This window comes from Actinomadura sp. KC216 (assembly GCF_004348535.1).
Lineage (GTDB): Bacteria > Actinomycetota > Actinomycetes > Streptosporangiales > Streptosporangiaceae > Spirillospora.
On the sequence record NZ_SMJX01000029.1, the window covers coordinates 1 to 16,886 of the forward strand.

The window sequence follows — 16,886 nt, forward strand, 5'->3', positions numbered from 1 at the left end:
GTCCCTCGGCGCCGGTCGAACACGTCGCGCCGGACCCGTGGACGGGTCAGCGCGGCCTGTCGGCGGACTCGACCGACCGCCACAGCGTCTCGTACCAGGGCGGCCTGGTCGTCGGTCCGCCCTTGCGGGCCTGCCGTCCGTCCCCTCCGCTGCCGTCCAGGACGATGTAGCACTTCACGTCAGGGCGGCAGTAATGGAGCCTTCGCGTCGCCTCACGCTCAATGTACGACTTCTCGCCCAGTTGTTGCTTGCGTTGGGCAAGGATCTCCACTTGCCGCCGGGCCACGGCCTCCTTGCGCTGGAGTTCCGCGATCTCCTTGCGCTGCGCGATGTACTCGCGGACGGGGTAGGCCAGGCTCAGCGCGATGGCGCACACCACCACCGCCAGGATGGCGGCTCGGCTGGTCAGGGCTGGGTTGCCGCGGCGCGCGTCGCCGCCGTGCGCGGCCTCGCGGCCGGTGTCGTCGCCGTCGTGCCCGCCTTTGGGGGCGGCTTTGCCGTCAGCCATCGTGTCCCCTGCGTGGTCGTCCTGGACTCGCGTGTCTCCGGTGTGCGGCCGGGGCCATCTGTCCGAAAACCGGCCGTGGCGGGGACCGGAACGACGTTCCGGTCCCCGGCGTCGCCGGTCTCGGACCGGGCTCCCCGGGCTCGGTCAGGGGCGCGTCATGTCAGCCCTGGCCGTCAAAGCGCGGGAACGCGGCGGCGCCGGCGTAGCGGGCGGCGTCGTCGAGCAGCTCCTCGATGCGCAGCAGCTGGTTGTACTTGGCGACGCGGTCGCTGCGCGCGGGCGCGCCGGTCTTGATCTGGCCGCAGTTGGTGGCGACGGCCAGGTCGGCGATCGTGGTGTCCTCCGTCTCGCCGGACCGGTGGCTCATCATGCAGCGATAGCCGCTGGTCTGCGCGAGCGCGACGGCGTCGAGGGTCTCGCTGAGCGTGCCGATCTGGTTGACCTTGACCAGCAGCGCGTTCGCGGCGCGGGCCTTGATGCCGCGGGCGAGCCGCTCGGGGTTCGTGACGAACAGGTCGTCGCCGACGATCTGGACGCGGTCGCCGACCGCGGCGGTCAGGCCCTCCCAGCCGGGCCAGTCCTCCTCGTCGAGCGGGTCCTCGATGGAGACGAGCGGGTACTCGCTGATCAGCTCGCCGTAGTAGGCCGCCATGTCGTCGGAGGACCGCTTGGCGCCCTCGAAGGTGTACTGCCCGTCGGCGTGGAACTCGGTGGCGGCGACGTCCAGCGCGAGGGCGATGTCGCGTCCGGGGGTGAAGCCCGCGTTGCGGATCGCCTCCATGATCAGGTCGAGCGCGTCGCGGTTGCTCGGCAGGTCGGGCGCGAAGCCGCCCTCGTCGCCGAGGCCGGTGGCGAGGCTCTTGGACTTCAGCACCGACTTCAGCGCGTGGTAGGTCTCGGCGCCCCAGCGCAGCGCCTCCGCGAAGGTCGCCGCGCCGATCGGCGCGATCATGAACTCCTGGACGTCGACGTTGGTGTCGGCGTGCGCGCCGCCGTTCAGGATGTTCATCATCGGGACGGGCAGCAGGTGCGCGTTCGGCCCGCCGACGTAGCGGAACAGCGGCAGCCCGGCGGAGTCGGCGGCGGCCTTGGCGACGGCGAGGCTGACGCCGAGGATCGCGTTGGCGCCGAGCGCCGACTTGGCCGGGGTGCCGTCCAGGTCCACCAGGAGCTGGTCGATCAGCCGCTGGTCGGACGCCGGGTAGCCGACGAGCTTCTCGTCGATGGTCTCGTTGACGGCCCGGACGGCGTTCCGGACGCCCTTGCCGCCGTAGCGCTCGCCGCCGTCGCGCAGCTCGACGGCCTCGAACTGGCCGGTGGAGGCCCCGCTCGGCACGGCCGCGTGCGCCTCGGTCCCATCGGCGAGCAGCACCTCGACCTCGACGGTCGGATTGCCGCGGGAGTCCAGAATCTCCCGGGCGAGTACGGCCTCGATCGACGACACGGGGAACCCCCTGATGATGATGGCGAGTGTCTGAGTGCAGCCACCGAGCCTAGCCGCGCGGCCCCCGCACCGCCGAACGGGCTCGCCGTCTTCCGTGCGACCCCGTACAAACCGGACGATCGCGGAGCATTCACGGCACGCCCGGCCGGTCCCGGGCCGGTTCCGGGCCGGTTCCGGCTCGGTTCCCGCCCGGTTCCGGCTGAACGATCTTTTACCCGTCCCCCACGGTCGTGTTTGCCCGCTTCAGGCAAGAAAGATCAGGTACTGGCAGGAGCGTCCCGGGGAGGTCGTCATACGCGTCCGGTCCTCGCGCTTCCGGCCGAGGCGCCGCCGGTACCGGCGCCTCCGGCCAGGGCGTTTCCGGCCCAGGCTCCCCCGGCCCAGGATCGCTGGGCGCGGCGGACGCGGCGAGCGCGGCGAGCCGGCCGCGGGCGGCCGGTTCTGGCGGACCATGCTGCACCCGCCCAAGATCCGGCTCCGGGTGACGCTCACCTCGACGCTGGTCGCCTTCGGCCTGACCACGGCGATGGCGGGGCTGGTGCTGTCGGGCGCCCGGAAGCAGACGCTGGACGACTCCATACAGGAGATATCGCAGGACGGCCGCCGCGTGTCGGTCGCGGTCAACGCCGGGATCGCGGGTCGCGAGCTCGGCGCCACCGGCCGCGAGCTGCTCATGGTCGTGGACGCGCGGGGCAGGGTGCTCGCGGCGTCCCCGCGGATGCGCGGCCGGCAGCCGCCGCGGTTCCCCCCGCCGCCGCCGGGGGACGACCGCCGGGAGGGCCGCGTCTGCAGCCGCCACCTGCCCGGCGGGCCCTGCTTCCTCATCGTCGAGTTCCGCGTGGGGACGGGGGCGAACGCCAAGTACGTCTACTCGCTGGCGCCCGAGCCGGGGCTGCTGCCGCAGCCGAAGCTCGCCCTGCTGCTGCTGATCGGCGTCCTCGTCGGCACCGGCATCGTCTGCTACGGGACGTGGCGGTCGGTGGGCGGCACCCTGCGCCCGGTGAATGACATCCGCCAGGAGCTCGACGAGATCACCGCGACGGACCTGGAGCGCCGCGTGCCGGTGCCGGCCCGCCGCGACGAGGTCGGGATGCTCGCGATGAGCATCAACGCGACGCTCGACCGGCTGGAGCGGGCGGTGGCGCGGCAGCGCGCGTTCGTCATCGACGTGTCCCACGAGCTGCGCAGCCCGCTCGCCGCGCTGCGGATGGAGCTGGAACTGGCCCTGTCGGCCCCGGACGACTCCGACGTCCGCGACACGCTCCAGGCCATCCTGATCAACACCGACCGGGTGGGAGCGGTGGTGGACGACCTGCTGGCGCTGTCGCGCCTGGAGGCCGACCGGAACTTCCCGCGCGAGCCGGTGGACCTGACCGAGCTGGCGGACCAGGAGGTGCTGCGCCGCCCGTTCCGCACCCAGGTGACCGTCCTCGCGGAGGGGGCGGTGACGGTGAACGGCGGCCGCAGCGAGCTGTCCCGGGTGCTGACGAACCTCATCGACAACGCCGACCGGCACGCGACGTCCGAGGTGACGGTCATCATCAGCGTGGAGGAGCCGTCCACCGCCGTGGTCGAGGTGATCGACGACGGCACCGGCGTCGCGGAGACGGACCGCGAGCGGGTGTTCGAGCGCTTCGCGCGGCTGGCGGAGGGCCGGCACCGCGACGCCGGCGGAACCGGCATCGGCCTCGCGATCTCCCGCGACATCGCCGAGGCGCACAACGGCTCGCTGGTCCTCACCGACCGCCTGGACGGCGTCCCTGGCGCCCGGTTCGTTCTCCGTCTCCCCCGCTGAAGCCCTGGTTCAAAGAAGGGCGTCAGGAGAGTCCGAGTTCGCCGCGGAGGCGTTCGCGCTCGTACTCCAGCAGCTCGATCTGCCCCTCCAGCTCCTGCCGGGCGGCGAGGTACTGCCCTGAGTCGATGTTGTCGCCGGCGTCGGCGGGCGGCGGGGTGATGTCGGCGCGGAGGCGGTCGAGGGACGCGTCGATGTCGCGGAGCCGGGCGAGCCGGTCGTCGTCGGCGGACCGGTCGTCCCCGGCGGGGCGGTCGTCGTCCGGGCTGCTCTGGTTCATGTGTTCCTCCCGTGGGTCTGCATGCCCGTGGCGGGACGGTTCACCCGTGCTTCGGATCACACGTGCCGCGGCGACCCGCGCCTCGCCGGCGGCGGATCAGATGCGGATCACGGTCTTGCCGCGCGCGCCGCCCGCCCGGTTGGCGGCCAGCGCGTCCGGCGCGTCCTCCAGGGGGACCTCGCGCTCGACCTGGACGCGGAACTGGCTCGCGTCGATGAGGTCGGAGAGCCGGTCGAGGGTGCCGGAGCTGAGCCCGCCCTCCAGGTTGACGCCGCGCAGGCCCTTGGCCTCCATGGCGTCGGGGTTCACCGCCCAGATGGAGCTGACGTAGGTCCCGCCGGGGCGGAGCAGCTGCGCGATGTCCTCGGTGGTGGGGGTGTCGCTGACCATGTCGAGGACGGCGTCGATGCCGTCGTTGTGGACGGCCAGCACCTGGGCGTTGAGGCCGTCGGCCCCGTCGCCACGGGTGTGGTCGACGGTCTCGTCCGCGCCGAGGCGGCGCATCGTCCCGGCCATGTCGTCGCGGGCCGTGGCGATCACCTTGGCGCCGGCGAGGGACGCGAGCTGCACCACGCCCTGCCCGACGCCGCCGGTCGCCCCGACGACGAGGACGGTCTGCCCTTCGTCGACCCGCGCCTGGTCCACCATCCCGAGCGCGGCGCCGCTCGCGGTCGGCACGGCCGCGGCCTGCGTGTAGATCATCCCTTCGGGCATGGCGGCGACCGGCCCGTCCTCCCGGGCGAGGGCGTACTCGGCGTACGAGCCGAGGCCCCGGCCGATCGCGGCGAACGTCCCGTAGACCGGCTCGCCCTCCCGCAGCCGGGTCACGCCCTCGCCGGCCTCCTCCACGACGCCCGCGCCGTCCACGCCCAGGATCAGCGGGAACGTGGTGTCGACGGAGTCCTTCACCATGCCGTCGGCGAGCTTCCAGTCGAACGGGTTCAGCCCGGCCGCGATCATCTTCACCAGGATCTCCCCGGGACCCGGCTCCGGGCGCGGCAGGTTCATCAGCGCCGGTGTGGCGCCGTACTCGGACACGGCGATGGCTCGCATGACGATCGTCCCCCCGAACGGATACGCACGCATATGTCGCACGCTTGTTTCGCACAGCTTAGGTTTCGCGACGCCCAACGCGGGTGAGCACCCCACCGGTGATCTACCCGTACGCCGGACGATCACACAAAACAGCAGGTCAGGCCAGCTCTGGATCAGGGTGGCGCGAGCTGGGAGCGGTCGCCGGGCGCGGCCGGGAAGGGCGGGAAGGTCGGCGGCGGGGTGATCGGCGGGACCGGCGGGTCGCCGTCGCGAGGCCCGGGGCCCTTGCTGACGCGCAGCTCGATGGTCTCGCCCGGCTCGGCCCTGCCGGGGCCCGGGTCCATCTCGGCGATGGTGCCCTTCTTGTACTCGCGGGACTCGACGGCGGGCCTCTCGATACGGGGCTCGAACCCGGCCTCGCGGAGCTTCCTGAGGGCCTCGTCCGGCTTCATGCCGCGGACGTCGGGCAGCTCGACCTTCTCCTCGCCCGTCCCCTTGCTGAAGAAGTGGGACGGCGGCCGGACGAACGAGGTCGGGGACGTGTCGGCCAGCGCCCCGAGCATGCTCTGCCGCCAGATCGGCGCGGGGATCGTCGCACCGAACACCGAGCCGTAGCAGCGGCCGTCCATGCAGAGGCTTTCCATCGGGTACTTGTAGCCGCCGCGCGGGTCGCCGACCCAGACGGCGGCGGCGAGGTCGGGCGTGTACCCGGCGAACCAGGCGGCGGAGAAGTTGTCGACCGTGCCGGTCTTGCCGGCGGCGTCGCGGCCGAGGCCCATGCCACGGGCCGTGCCCTTGGTGAGGACGCCGCTGAGCACGTGGCTGACGGCGTCCGCGACGCCCTTGTCCATCACCTGGTCGCAGTCGCGCGGCGGCACCTTCAGCCGGCGTCCGGACGCGTCGACGATCGACCTGATCGCGATCGGCTTGCAGTACTCGCCGCGCGCGCCGAACGCCGCGTAGGCCGCCGCGAGCCGCAGCGGCGAGACGGGGTTGAACCCGAGCGTGAACGACGGGAACTGCTCCAGCGGCTCCCCGCTGGCCTGCCGCATCCCGAGGCGCTCGGCCATCTTGACCGTGTCGCAGAGGCCGACCTCCTTCTGCAGCGCGAGGAAGAAGGTGTTGACCGAGTGCTGGGTGCCGGTGACGAGGCTGAACTTCTTGCCGCCCTCCCCGTCGGCGGCGTTGCCGAGCGTCCTGGACGCGTCGCCGACGCGCTGCCCCTTGCAGTTGCGGTAGCCGACCGGCGTGTACCTGCGGGGCGCCATCAGCCGGGTGCCGAACGGCATGCCCTCGTCCAGCGCGGCGGCCAGCGTGAACGCCTTGAACGTGGACCCGGCCTGCATCCCGATGCTGGAGCCGTGGCTGGCGTCGGCGGCGAAGTTGATCCAGGTCTTGCCGCGCTCCTTGTCGGGGCCGAGCCGGCGGTCGACGACCATCGCCTTGATCTCGCCGGTGCCCGGCTCGACCATCGCCTCCGCCGCCGCCTTGCCCGCGGAGTTCTTCTGCGGGACGTGCCGGTCCACCGCGCGCTGCGCGGCCTTCTGCGCCCGCCGGTCCATCGTGGTGCGGATCGTGAGGCCGCCGCGCTTGAGCAGCTTCTCCCGCGCCTCGGCGGTCTCGCCGAACACCGGGTTGGTGAGGATCTCCCGCTGGACGTAGTCGCAGAAGAACGGCGCCTTGCTGGTCACGCAGCCGCTCTTGACCTCGTCGACGTCCAGCCTGATCGGGAGCCGCGCGGTGGCGTCGGCGGTGGCGCGCTCGATCCAGCCGAGTTCGGCCATCCGGTTGAGGACGACGTTGCGCCGCTTGCGGGCCTCTTCGGGATGCTGCGTCGGGTCGTAGGCGTAGGGGTAGCGGATGACGCCGGCGAGCAGCGCCGCCTCGGCGAGGTTCAGCTCGGACGCGTGCTTGGAGAAGTAGTGCCGCGACGCCGCCTCGATGCCGTACGCGCCGTCGCCGTAGTAGGCGATGTTGAGGTAGCGGCGGAGGATCTCGTCCTTGCTGAACCGCTTCTCCAGCGCGACCGCGTACTTGAGCTCGCGGATCTTGCGCGCCGCGGACACCTCCTGCGCCGCCCTGCGCTCGGCGTCGGAGTCGGCCTGGGTGACCAGCAGGTTCTTGACGTACTGCTGGGTGATGCCGGAGCCGCCCTGCGTCACCTGCCCGTGGCCGAGGTTGCTGGCGAGCGCCCGCAGCGTGCCCTGCGCGTCGATGGCGCCGTGGTTATAGAAGCGGCTGTCCTCGATGGCGAGCACGGCGATCCGGAGCACGGGCGCGATCTTGTCCATGGGGACGTCCACGCGGTTCTGGTAGAAGAACGTGGCGATGGTGCGGCCGCTAGCGTCGAGGATCGTGGACCGCTGCGGGACGCCGGACGTCGTGAGCCCCTCCGGCTCCCTTAAGAACCAGCTCGCGGCGTCGCGGGCCCCGATCCCGGCGGCGCAGGTGGTGGGGAGCAGCATCAGCGCGACGAGGCCGCCGGCGAGGCCGCCGAGCGTGAACAGGTTGCGGAGCGCGCGGGCCTTCTGGGCGCGGGTCGTGGACGCGGTGAACACGCGCCGGGGGCGGCGTGGCGGGGTCAGGACGTCCTGTCTTACGGGCGCGCGCTCGCCCGTGGGGACGCCCTGTAGTACTTCGGGGTCCCCGGAGTCACCATCAGCCCCAGCCGACACGCGCTCAGAGTAGACGCGCCGACCCCACCGGACTACCCCATCCGCGATATTCGGGTAGATACCTCGCGAATCAGTCGGACCGGTTCCCTCGCTCCCAGGCTCGGACACGATCGCGGAATACCCGCGAAACCGCCCGCAACTCCGACTCGGCGTCCAGCCCCCGCTCCGCCGCCTCCCGGACCAGCGCGAAAAGCCGTTCGCCCAGGTCATCGCCCGTGTCAGCGAGATCGTCGGCGAGGCTCGGCGGGGCGTCCATGCGGGCGGCGCGGCGCTGGAGCTGCGCGGCGAGCGACAGCGCGGGCTGCCCCATCGGCACGCCGTCGAGCGCCGAGGCCTCCTCGCCGCTCTTCTCCGCCCGCTCCGCCGCCTTGATCTGCTCCCAGTTGGCGTTGACCTCGTCGGCGCCGGAGACGGTCACGTCCGCGAACACGTGCGGGTGCCGCCGGACGAGCTTGTCGACGATCGCGCCCGCCACGTCGTCGATGGTGAACGCGGTCTCGTCGTCCCGTTCGGCGGCGACCACCGAGTGGAACGCCACCTGCATCAGCACGTCGCCGAGCTCCTCGCGCAGCGCGCCGTAGTCGCCCGACTCGATGGTGTCGATGACCTCGTACGCCTCCTCCAGCAGGTACGGGACGAGGGTCGCGTGGGTCTGCTTGCGGTCCCACGGGCAGTCGCGGCGCAGCGTGTCCATCACCGAGACGAGGTCGAGGAGCCGCGCGCCGGGCAGGTCGTACGACCCGTGCAGCACCTCCACGTCCAGCGGGTCGTCGACCACGAGGTGCCCGATCCCGCGCATCAGGGCCTCGTCGCCCTCGGGCGCGGCGATCCACAGGACGTCGGCGCGGCGGGCGTCCGCGACCAGCAGGGCCGCGTCGGGCTCGTCCACCAGCTCCGGGACGATCCCGGCGTCGGCGAGGGAGGGCAGCAGCGGATGCCCCGCCCGGACCCGGACGGCGGACGCCGACCGGAGCGCGTCCCACGCGCGCCAGGTCAGCAGGCCCGGCGCCACGCGGTGCGTGGTCGCGAGCAGCGTCAGGCTCATGCGCCCCGCGTACCCGAATCGGGGCTGGACAGCCGGAACCTGACCGGCCCGACCTCGAACTGGCCCGGGTCGTAGCTGCCGTAGCGCGGGTTGACCTCGATGTCCATGCCGTCCGCGGTGCTGCGGAACAGCTCGTTCCACTTCTGCCCGGCCTGCTGCGTCGCCGGGCTCAGCTCGCTTCTCAGGTCGGCGCCGAACCGCTGCATCACCGCGCGCTGCGTGGCCACCAGCCGGGCGAGGTCGCGGACGTGCGCGCGGGGCAGCCCGCTGGCCAGGGTGATCGACGCGGCCCCGCCCTGCCGGTTCAGCGAGTCGACGGCGCCGTCCACCTCCGCCCCGGTGACCGTCACGCCCGCCTTCTCCGCCACCTCGTCCGCGACCCGGAAGTTGATCATCAGGGTCAGCGCGCCGCGCAGATCGGACTCGGACTCCCCGCCGAGCTGCTGCCCCGGGCTGCCCGGGTTGGCGCGCAGCTCGTTGGCGCGCGGGTCGGTCCGGAACTGCTCGCGCCAGTCGCGGACGGTCTGGCTGAGCGTGGTGACGGTGATGCGGTCGTCGCCGACGAGCGCGGCGGTGCCGACCTTCGGCGAAGCGCCGCAGCCGGTCAGCGCGCCGGCCGCGATCACGGCGGCGCCGGCCGCCGCCGCGACCTTCACGGACTTACCAGCCACGGAAACCTCGTCTCGTCGTCGTCACCCGTCGGGGTTGTAGATCAGCTGGGTCGCGCCAGACTACCGGCTGCCAGAGGCGGCGGGCGCCTCCAGAAACAGCGCTTGGATCAGGTCCGTGGCCCAGCGGAGGAGGTCTTGGTCGCGGAGGGGGCGGCCGCCGATCTGGGCGGTCTTCGGCGCCGGGACGAGCAGGGTGTCGGTCGCGGGCTTGAGGATGCTCTTCGGGTACAGCCGCTGGAGCCTGACCTGCTTGGAGTCCGGCAGCCGCGCCGGGGTGAACTTGATGAAGTTGCCCTGGACGGTGACGTCCGCGAGCCCGGCGCGGCGGGCCTTCGTCCGGAACCGCGCCACTTCGAGGAGGTTCAGCACCGGGACGGGCAGCGGCCCGAACCGGTCCTTCAGCTCGTCGTGGACGGCGCCGATCTCGTCCTCGGACGTGATCGCGGCGATGCGGCGGTAGGCGTCCAGCCGGAGCCGCTCGCCCGGGACGTACTCGTGCGGCAGGTGGGCGTCGACGGGCAGCTCGACCTTCGTCTCGACGGTCTCCGGCTCGCGGCCGCCCTCCTTCAGGTCCCGGACCGCCTCCCCGACCATCCGGACGTACAGGTCGAACCCGACGCCCGCGACGTGCCCGGACTGCTCGGCGCCGAGGATGTTGCCCGCGCCGCGGATCTCCAGGTCCTTCATCGCGACGTACATCCCGGCGCCGACCTCGGTGTGCTGCGCGAGCGTCGCGAGCCGCTCGTGCGCCGTCTCGGTGAGCGGCTGCTCCGGCTGGTAGAGGAAGTAGGAGTAGGCGCGCTCCCGGCCGCGCCCGACGCGCCCGCGGAGCTGGTGGAGCTGCGACAGGCCGTACATGTCGGCGCGGTCGACGATCAGGGTGTTGGCGTTCGGCACGTCCAGCCCGGACTCCACGATCGTGGTCGCGACCAGGACGTCGTAGTTCTTCTCCCAGAAGTCGACCATGACCTTTTCGAGCTCGTTCTCGTTCATCTGGCCGTGCGCGATGCCGATCCGCGCCTCCGGGACGAGCCTCGCCAGGTTCGCCGCGACCTTGTTGATCGACCGGACCCGGTTGTGCACGAAGAACACCTGGCCCTCGCGCAGCAGCTCGCGGCGGATCGCCGCGGCGATCTGCTTCTCCTCGTACGGCCCGACGAACGTCAGGACGGGGTGCCGCTCCTCCGGCGGGGTCAGGATCGTCGACATCTCCCGGATGCCGGTCAGGCCCATCTCCAGCGTCCGCGGGATCGGGGTGGCGGACATCGCGAGGACGTCCACCTGCGTCCGGAGGCGCTTCAGCTCCTCCTTGTGCTCGACGCCGAACCGCTGCTCCTCGTCGATGATCACCAGCCCGAGGTTCTTGAACCTGGTCTGCGACGACAGGATGCGGTGCGTGCCGACGATGACGTCGACGGTGCCGTCCGCCATCCCGCGCAGCGTCTCCTCGATCTCCTTGTCGGACTGGAACCGGCTGATCGGCTTCACCACGACCGGGAACGCCGCGAACCGCTCGGTGAACGTCGACATGTGCTGCTGCACCAGCAGCGTCGTCGGCACCAGCACCGCGACCTGCTTGCCGTCCTGGACGGCCTTGAACGCCGCCCGCACCGCGATCTCGGTCTTGCCGTAGCCGACGTCGCCGCAGATCAGCCGGTCCATCGGGGCGGGCTTCTCCATGTCCTGCTTGACCTCGTCGATCGCGGCGAGCTGGTCGGGCGTCTCCACGTACGGGAACGCGTCCTCCAGTTCACGCTGCCACGGGGTGTCGGGGCCGAACGGGTGGCCCGGGCTCGCCATGCGCGCCGAGTACAGCCGGATCAGCTCCCCGGCGATCTGCTTGACGGCCTTGCGGGCGCGGGACTTGGCCTTCTGCCAGTCGGCGCCGCCGAGCCGGTGCAGGCTCGGGGCCTCGCCGCCGACGTAGCGGGTCAGCTCCTCGAGCTGGTCGGTCGGGACGAACAGCCGGTCGCTCTTGGCGTACTCCAGGATCAGGTACTCGCGGGTGGCGCCCTGCACCGTCCGGCTGACCATCTCGACGTAGCGTCCGACGCCGTGCTGCTCGTGCACCACGTAGTCGCCGGCCTTGAGCTGCAGCGGGTCGATGCCGCCGCGCCGCCGCGACGGCATCCGCCGCATGTCCCGGGTGGACGACTTCTGCCCCGACAGGTCGGTCTCCGTCAGCACCGCGAGCTTGACCGACTCCCAGGTGAACCCGGTCTCCAGCAGACCCGTCGTGACGGTGACCACCGACGGGTCGGGCGGCCCGGCGAGGTCGGCGAGCCGCGCGCCGACGCCCTCCTCCCCGGCGAGCTGGACGAGCCGCTCCGCCGGTCCGTGCCCGGCGGTGACCATCACCACGCGCCAGCCGCCCTCGATCCAGCCCTTGAGGTCGCCGACGACCCGCATCGTGTCGCCCCGGTACGCCTCCGCCGGCTGCACGCCCAGATTGAGCGCGTCCCCCTCATCACTCAGGGGGGACGACCCCCCTGTACCCCCCGCGCTCGCTCCGCTCGCCGTCAGGGGGTTCAGCGCTGTCACGCCCCATCGCGGCAGCCCGAGCTCCGTACTGTGCGCGCGGACCTCCTCCAGCGACCGGAACGCGGCGGCGCCCAGGTCGATCGGCGCCTCTCCCCCGGCCGCGGCGTTGACCCAGCTCGCCTCCAGGAACTCCTGGCTCGTCCGGACGAGCTCCTCCGCGCGGGTGCGGATCCGCTCCGGCTCGCACACCAGCAGGACCGAGCCGTCCGGCAGGAGGTCGGTCAGCAGCTCCATGCTCTCGGCGAGGACGGGCGAGAACGCCTCCATGCCCTCGACGGTGTCGCCGTCCGCGATCCGGCCGAGGATCTCCTCCAGCGCCGGGTGCTCCTCGGCGAGCCGCTTCGCGCGCTCCCTGACCTGCTCCGTCAGCGGCAGCTCGCGGCACGGCGGCGCCCAGAGCCCGTCCTGCGCGACTTCGAGGGAACGCTGGTCGGCGGCCTTGAAGTAGCGGATCTCCTCGACGGTGTCGCCCCAGAACTCCACCCGGAGCGGGTGCTCCTCGGTGGGCGGGAACACGTCCAGGATGCCGCCGCGCACCGCGATCTCGCCGCGCTTCTCCACCAGGTCGACGCGGTGGTACCCGGCGTCGACGAGGCTGCGGACGGCGTCGTCCATGTCGGCGTCCTCGCCGGACACCAGCCGGACGGGCTCCAGGTCGGCGAGGCCGGACACGATCGGCTGGAGCACGGCGCGGATCGGCGTGACGACGACGTCCAGCGCCCCGCCCTTGCCCGCGCCGCCGAGACCCTCCTCGGTGGGCGGGCCGCCCGCGCCGGGGTGGACGAGTCGGCGCAGCACGGCGATGCGCTGCCCGACCGTGTCGGAGCGCGGCGACAGCTTCTCGTGCGGCAGCGTCTCCCACGCCGGGAAGTGCGCGACGCGGTCCGGGTCGAGGAGGCTCGACAGCGCCGCGGTCAGGTCTTCGGCCTCGCGTCCCGTGGCGGTCACCGCGAGGACCACACCGCCGCCGGCGTCCCCGGCGACGCGGCGGCTCAGCGCCGCCGCCAGGATCGGCCACAGCGAGGACGGCGCGACGATCTCCTGATCCGTCCGCGCCGCCTTGAGTGCGCGCTCCAACCCGGGATCGGTGCACGCGAGATCAACAAGTCCAGAAAGCGTCATCTTCGCCGTTTCCGTGAGCAGGCCGTTTCGTCAGCGGGGCCGTTCGTCAGCGGGAGCAGGGCAGCCCGAAAACCCGGAATCCCACGCGGATCCCGGTACCGGATTCCAGGGTACGCGCCGCCGCACCCGCTCGTTCAGGCGATGCCGCAGCTCATGGACAGGACGGCCGAGGGACGAGCATGGCAACGCAGCGCGACACGGCCATTACCAAGAATAGGCAAATAGCGGACGGAACGCAGTCGAGCGATTACGCTGCGATACTGTGACCGATCTGCGTACGCCGCCGGTCAGCGACGGCGATCTCTTCTCGCAACGCGCTCGCCAGTACGCCCAAGAGAAGCCCCTGCAGCGGATCCACATCCTGGAAGCGGGCTGCGGCTGGGGGACGGGCTTGGACCTCGGCGACCGCGAGCACCACGTCACGGGCGTCGACATCGACTCGCCCGACCTGCGCGCCCACACCGCCGCGCGGCCCGACCTGGACGCCTGGCATCTCGGCGACCTGCGGACCGTGCCGCTGCCGCCGCGCGCCTTCGACATCGTCCACGCCTCGTTCCTGATCGAGCGCGTCCCGCACGCCGAGCTGGTCCTGGACCGGTTCGTCGCCGCGCTGAAGCCCGGCGGGCTGCTGCTGGTCCGGCTCCGCGACCGCAACACCGCGTTCGGCTTCCTCGACCGCACGGTCCCGAACTGGATGCACGTCGGCGGCCGGACGGGCCTGCCCCCGGCGATCTACGACCGGGTCGCGTCGCGGTCGGGGATGCAGTGGTACTGCGTCATGCGCGGGCTGGTGATCGCCGAGGAGTACACGTCCCGGCAGGCGATCAAGGCCCTCGGGGCCGGAACCGGCCTCGCCGAGCTGCTGTGCCGGCTGGTCTCGATGATCGGCCGGGGCCGCCTTCCGGCGGACCACAGCGAGGTCACGCTCGTGATCCGCAAGCCAGAGAACCGTTTCGCCAGGGTCATCTGACTCCCCCGCACAGGCGGGGCGGTGGTGCGTGCGCCCGGCGCGGCGCAGTATTTTTCCTGCGGAAACTCCATTCATTCTGTTCAGTCCGGCCGCCGCGCTCCGCCCGGCGGCGCTGACGCGAGATCGGAGATCGCGGTGACCGCCGAGCCCGGCCTTCCCGACACGCTGCGCGACCTGCCCGCCTGGACCCCGGGTCCGGTGGAGCTCGCCGACCTGGAGCTGGTCCTCGCCGGCGTGTACCGGCCGCTGACCGGGTTCCTCGGCTCCTACGACACCGCCATGGTGATCGCCGGCGGGCGGCTGGCCGACGGGACCCCGTGGCCGGTCCCGGTCACGCTGTCGGTCCCGAAGGAGCTGACCGACCAGGAGCGGATCGTCCTGCAAGACCCGGAGGGCGTGCCGGTCGCCGTCCTGAAGGTGGACGAGGCGTGGCAGGACCCGACGACCCGGGACTGGCGGCTCGCCGGGCCGCTGGAGGCCCTCCGCGCCCCCGCCCACGGGCCGTTCCACGGCCTGCGCCGCCGCCCCGACGAGCTGGAGCCCGTCGAAGGGAACGTTCTAGCGGTGGCCGTCCGCGACCCGCTGCACCGCAAGCAGCTCGGGCAGCTCAGGCAGGTCGCCGAGCGGCTCGGCGCCGGGTCCGTCCTCGTGCTGCCGCTGCTGGGCGGCGAGCACGACGAGTCGCTCGTCCGGGCGCTGCTCGGCGTCCGCAAGGAGCTGCCGGACGGGGCGCAGATCATCCCCGTCCCGCTCCCGGCGCGCGCTGAGCAGGGCATCCAGAAGGAGCGGGACGTCTTCCTCCAGGCCCACGTCGCCGCCGCCTACGGCGCCACGCACCTGTTCTGCGAGCACGAGGTCGAAGACACGGCGATCCCGGTGGTCGTGCCGGAGCCGTGGGCCTACGACGCCGACGTCGAGGTCTGGCGGCCGGTCGCGCGGATCGAGCCCGACCACGTCCAGGCCGAGCTGACCCAGGAGCGGCTGAACGAGCTGCTGGACGCCGGCGAGCCGGTCCCCGACTGGTTCACCCCGCCCGCGGTCGCCGCCGAGCTGGCGCTGGCCCGGCCGCCGAAGCTGTCGCGCGGCATCACGGTGTTCTTCACCGGCCTGTCGGGGTCGGGGAAGTCGACGGTCGCGCGCGGCCTCGCCGACGCGCTGATCGAGCGCGGCGGCCGGACGGTCACGCTGCTGGACGGCGACGTCGTGCGGCGGATGCTGTCGTCCGGCCTGACGTTCTCGCGCGCCGACCGCGACCTCAACATCCGGCGCATCGGGTTCGTCGCCGCCGAGATCACCCGGCACGGCGGCACCGCGATCTGCGCGCCGATCGCGCCGTACGCGGCGACCCGCGCGGAGGTCCGCCGGATGGTGTCGGCCGTCGGCGACTTCATCCTCGTGCACGTCGCGACGCCGCTGGAGGAGTGCGAGCGGCGCGACCGCAAGGGCCTGTACGCCAAGGCCCGCGCGGGCGTGATCCCCGAGTTCACCGGCATCTCCGACCCCTACGAGGACCCGGACGACGCCGACCTGACGCTCGACACGTCCCGGATGACGCCGGACGAGGCGGTCGCGAAGGTCCTCGATCTACTGGTGGACGGCGGCTGGGTACGCTCCGCGTAGATCCGGCTACGGAAACACGATAAATACCGAACCTAGGGATTCGCTCGGGGATACCAGGGTTACCAGGTCTGGATGACCTCCTTTACTCTGATGGACGAGTTTCCCTACAAACCAGGTAGGTCATGCCGATGGACTTCGATTGGACGATGGCGCTGGGCTCGTTCCTCGTCGCCATCATCGTCGGGCTGACGGGCATGGGCGGCGGCGCCCTGATGACGCCGATGCTCGTGACGTTCTTCGGGGTCAGCCCGCTCGCCGCCGTGTCCAGCGACCTGGTGGCCGCGGCGGTGATGAAACCCGTCGGCAGCGCGGTGCACTACCGCCAGGGCACCATCGACATGCGGCTGGTCGGCTGGCTGTGCGCGGGCTCGGTACCGGCGGCGTTCTCCGGCGTGCTGCTCGCGCGGGCGCTCGGCCACGGCGGCGAGGTCGAGGACATCATCAGCAAGGCCATGGGCGCCGCGCTCATGATCGCCGCCGTGGGCCTCGTGCTGCGCGGCTACCTGTCCCGCCGCGCGGGCGCCGCCCCCGGCGCCACGGAAGAGAAATCAGAGGGGAAGAGCGGCGGGACGGTGCCGAAGGTCAAGGTGCGTCCGGTGCCGACCGTGGTGGTCGGCGCGATCGGCGGGCTCGTCGTCGGCATCACCTCGGTCGGCTCCGGCTCGCTCATCATCGTCGCGCTGCTGGCCCTCTACCCGGCGCTGAAGGCCAACCAGCTCGTCGGCACCGACCTGCTGCAGGCCGTCCCGCTGGTGTTCGCGGCCGCAATCGGCCACCTGCTGTTCGGCGACTTCCGGATGGAGGTCACGGCCGCGCTGCTCGTCGGCTCCATCCCCGGCGTCTACCTCGGCTCGCGGATCTCCTCGCGCGCCCCCGGCGGCATCATCCGCCGTATCCTGACGATCGTCCTGGTCGCGTCCTCGTTGAAGATGTTCGGCCTGGGCGCCGTCCCGCTGGCGTGGACGATGACCGCCCTGCTCGCCGTCTCCGGCGCCGTCTGGCTCGTCCTGCGTCACCGCACGGCCCGGGCCCTCCGCGCCGAGGCGGAAACGGTCACGGTCCCGCCGGACGAGCTCGTCCGCTGAGCACCGGAAATAGGCGGAAACACGACCAGAAGCCCGCTAACCACCAGTACCGTGGTTCCCCTATCCGTTCACTCTGAGAAACCCCCCGCCCTGAGCAA

General features: G+C 72.2%; 12 protein-coding genes. 4 read left to right on the top strand and 8 right to left on the bottom strand.

Annotated elements, in window-relative coordinates; all coding sequences use genetic code 11:
* Positions 1-46: 46 nt before the first annotated feature.
* Together E1264_RS07720 and eno are read right to left on the bottom strand one after the other, a co-directional pair.
* The gene (locus E1264_RS07720; protein ID WP_132171059.1) at positions 47-508 is read right to left on the bottom strand and encodes a septum formation initiator family protein; all 462 of its coding nucleotides are present in this window, start codon (positions 506-508) and stop codon (positions 47-49) included.
* Positions 509-668: 160 nt separating this feature from the next.
* A complete protein-coding gene (gene eno / locus E1264_RS07725; RefSeq protein WP_132171061.1) occupies positions 669-1,952 on the bottom strand; it encodes a phosphopyruvate hydratase in 1,284 nt (427 codons plus the stop codon).
* A gap of 451 nt (positions 1,953-2,403) precedes the next feature.
* On the opposite strand from eno, the gene E1264_RS07730 reads away from it, so the two are divergent.
* Positions 2,404-3,747 (top strand): HAMP domain-containing sensor histidine kinase, encoded by a 1,344-nt coding sequence (locus E1264_RS07730; RefSeq protein WP_132171063.1) that lies wholly within the window; start codon positions 2,404-2,406, stop codon positions 3,745-3,747.
* Positions 3,748-3,769: 22 nt separating this feature from the next.
* Here the strand turns inward: E1264_RS07730 and E1264_RS07735 are convergent, their stop codons facing one another.
* The 6 genes from E1264_RS07735 to mfd all read right to left on the bottom strand — a co-directional run bounded on the left by E1264_RS07735 (position 3,770) and on the right by mfd (position 13,113).
* Entirely contained in the window at positions 3,770-4,024 is a 255-nt protein-coding gene (locus E1264_RS07735; protein ID WP_132171065.1) for a hypothetical protein, read from the bottom strand.
* Positions 4,025-4,120: 96 nt separating this feature from the next.
* Positions 4,121-5,077: an NADP-dependent oxidoreductase gene (locus tag E1264_RS07740; protein ID WP_132171067.1), complete on the bottom strand. Its 957-nt coding sequence runs from the start codon at positions 5,075-5,077 to the stop codon at positions 4,121-4,123.
* Positions 5,078-5,232: 155 nt separating this feature from the next.
* Positions 5,233-7,734, bottom strand: a complete 2,502-nt coding sequence (locus E1264_RS07745; RefSeq protein ID WP_243710811.1) for a transglycosylase domain-containing protein — start codon at positions 7,732-7,734, stop codon at positions 5,233-5,235.
* A 70-nt stretch (positions 7,735-7,804) separates the two neighbouring features.
* Positions 7,805-8,779, bottom strand: a complete 975-nt coding sequence (locus E1264_RS07750; RefSeq protein ID WP_132171069.1) for a MazG family protein — start codon at positions 8,777-8,779, stop codon at positions 7,805-7,807.
* The gene (locus E1264_RS07755) at positions 8,776-9,450 is read right to left on the bottom strand and encodes a hypothetical protein (protein ID WP_132171071.1); all 675 of its coding nucleotides are present in this window, start codon (positions 9,448-9,450) and stop codon (positions 8,776-8,778) included. Before E1264_RS07755 ends, E1264_RS07750 begins: the two co-directional genes overlap by 4 nt.
* Before the next feature lie 60 nt (positions 9,451-9,510).
* Entirely contained in the window at positions 9,511-13,113 is a 3,603-nt protein-coding gene (mfd, locus tag E1264_RS07760; RefSeq protein ID WP_132171073.1) for a transcription-repair coupling factor, read from the bottom strand.
* 262 nt (positions 13,114-13,375) lie between these two features.
* On the opposite strand from mfd, the gene E1264_RS07765 reads away from it, so the two are divergent.
* From E1264_RS07765 to E1264_RS07775, 3 genes are all read left to right on the top strand, one after another.
* Positions 13,376-14,083, top strand: coding sequence for a class I SAM-dependent methyltransferase (locus tag E1264_RS07765; RefSeq protein ID WP_132171075.1), 708 nt, complete (start codon positions 13,376-13,378; stop codon positions 14,081-14,083).
* Between the two features lie 135 nt (positions 14,084-14,218).
* Positions 14,219-15,703, top strand: coding sequence for an adenylyl-sulfate kinase (gene cysC, locus E1264_RS07770; protein WP_132171077.1), 1,485 nt, complete (start codon positions 14,219-14,221; stop codon positions 15,701-15,703).
* 128 nt (positions 15,704-15,831) lie between these two features.
* Entirely contained in the window at positions 15,832-16,788 is a 957-nt protein-coding gene (locus E1264_RS07775) for a sulfite exporter TauE/SafE family protein (protein WP_132171080.1), read from the top strand.
* Positions 16,789-16,886 lie beyond the last annotated feature (98 nt).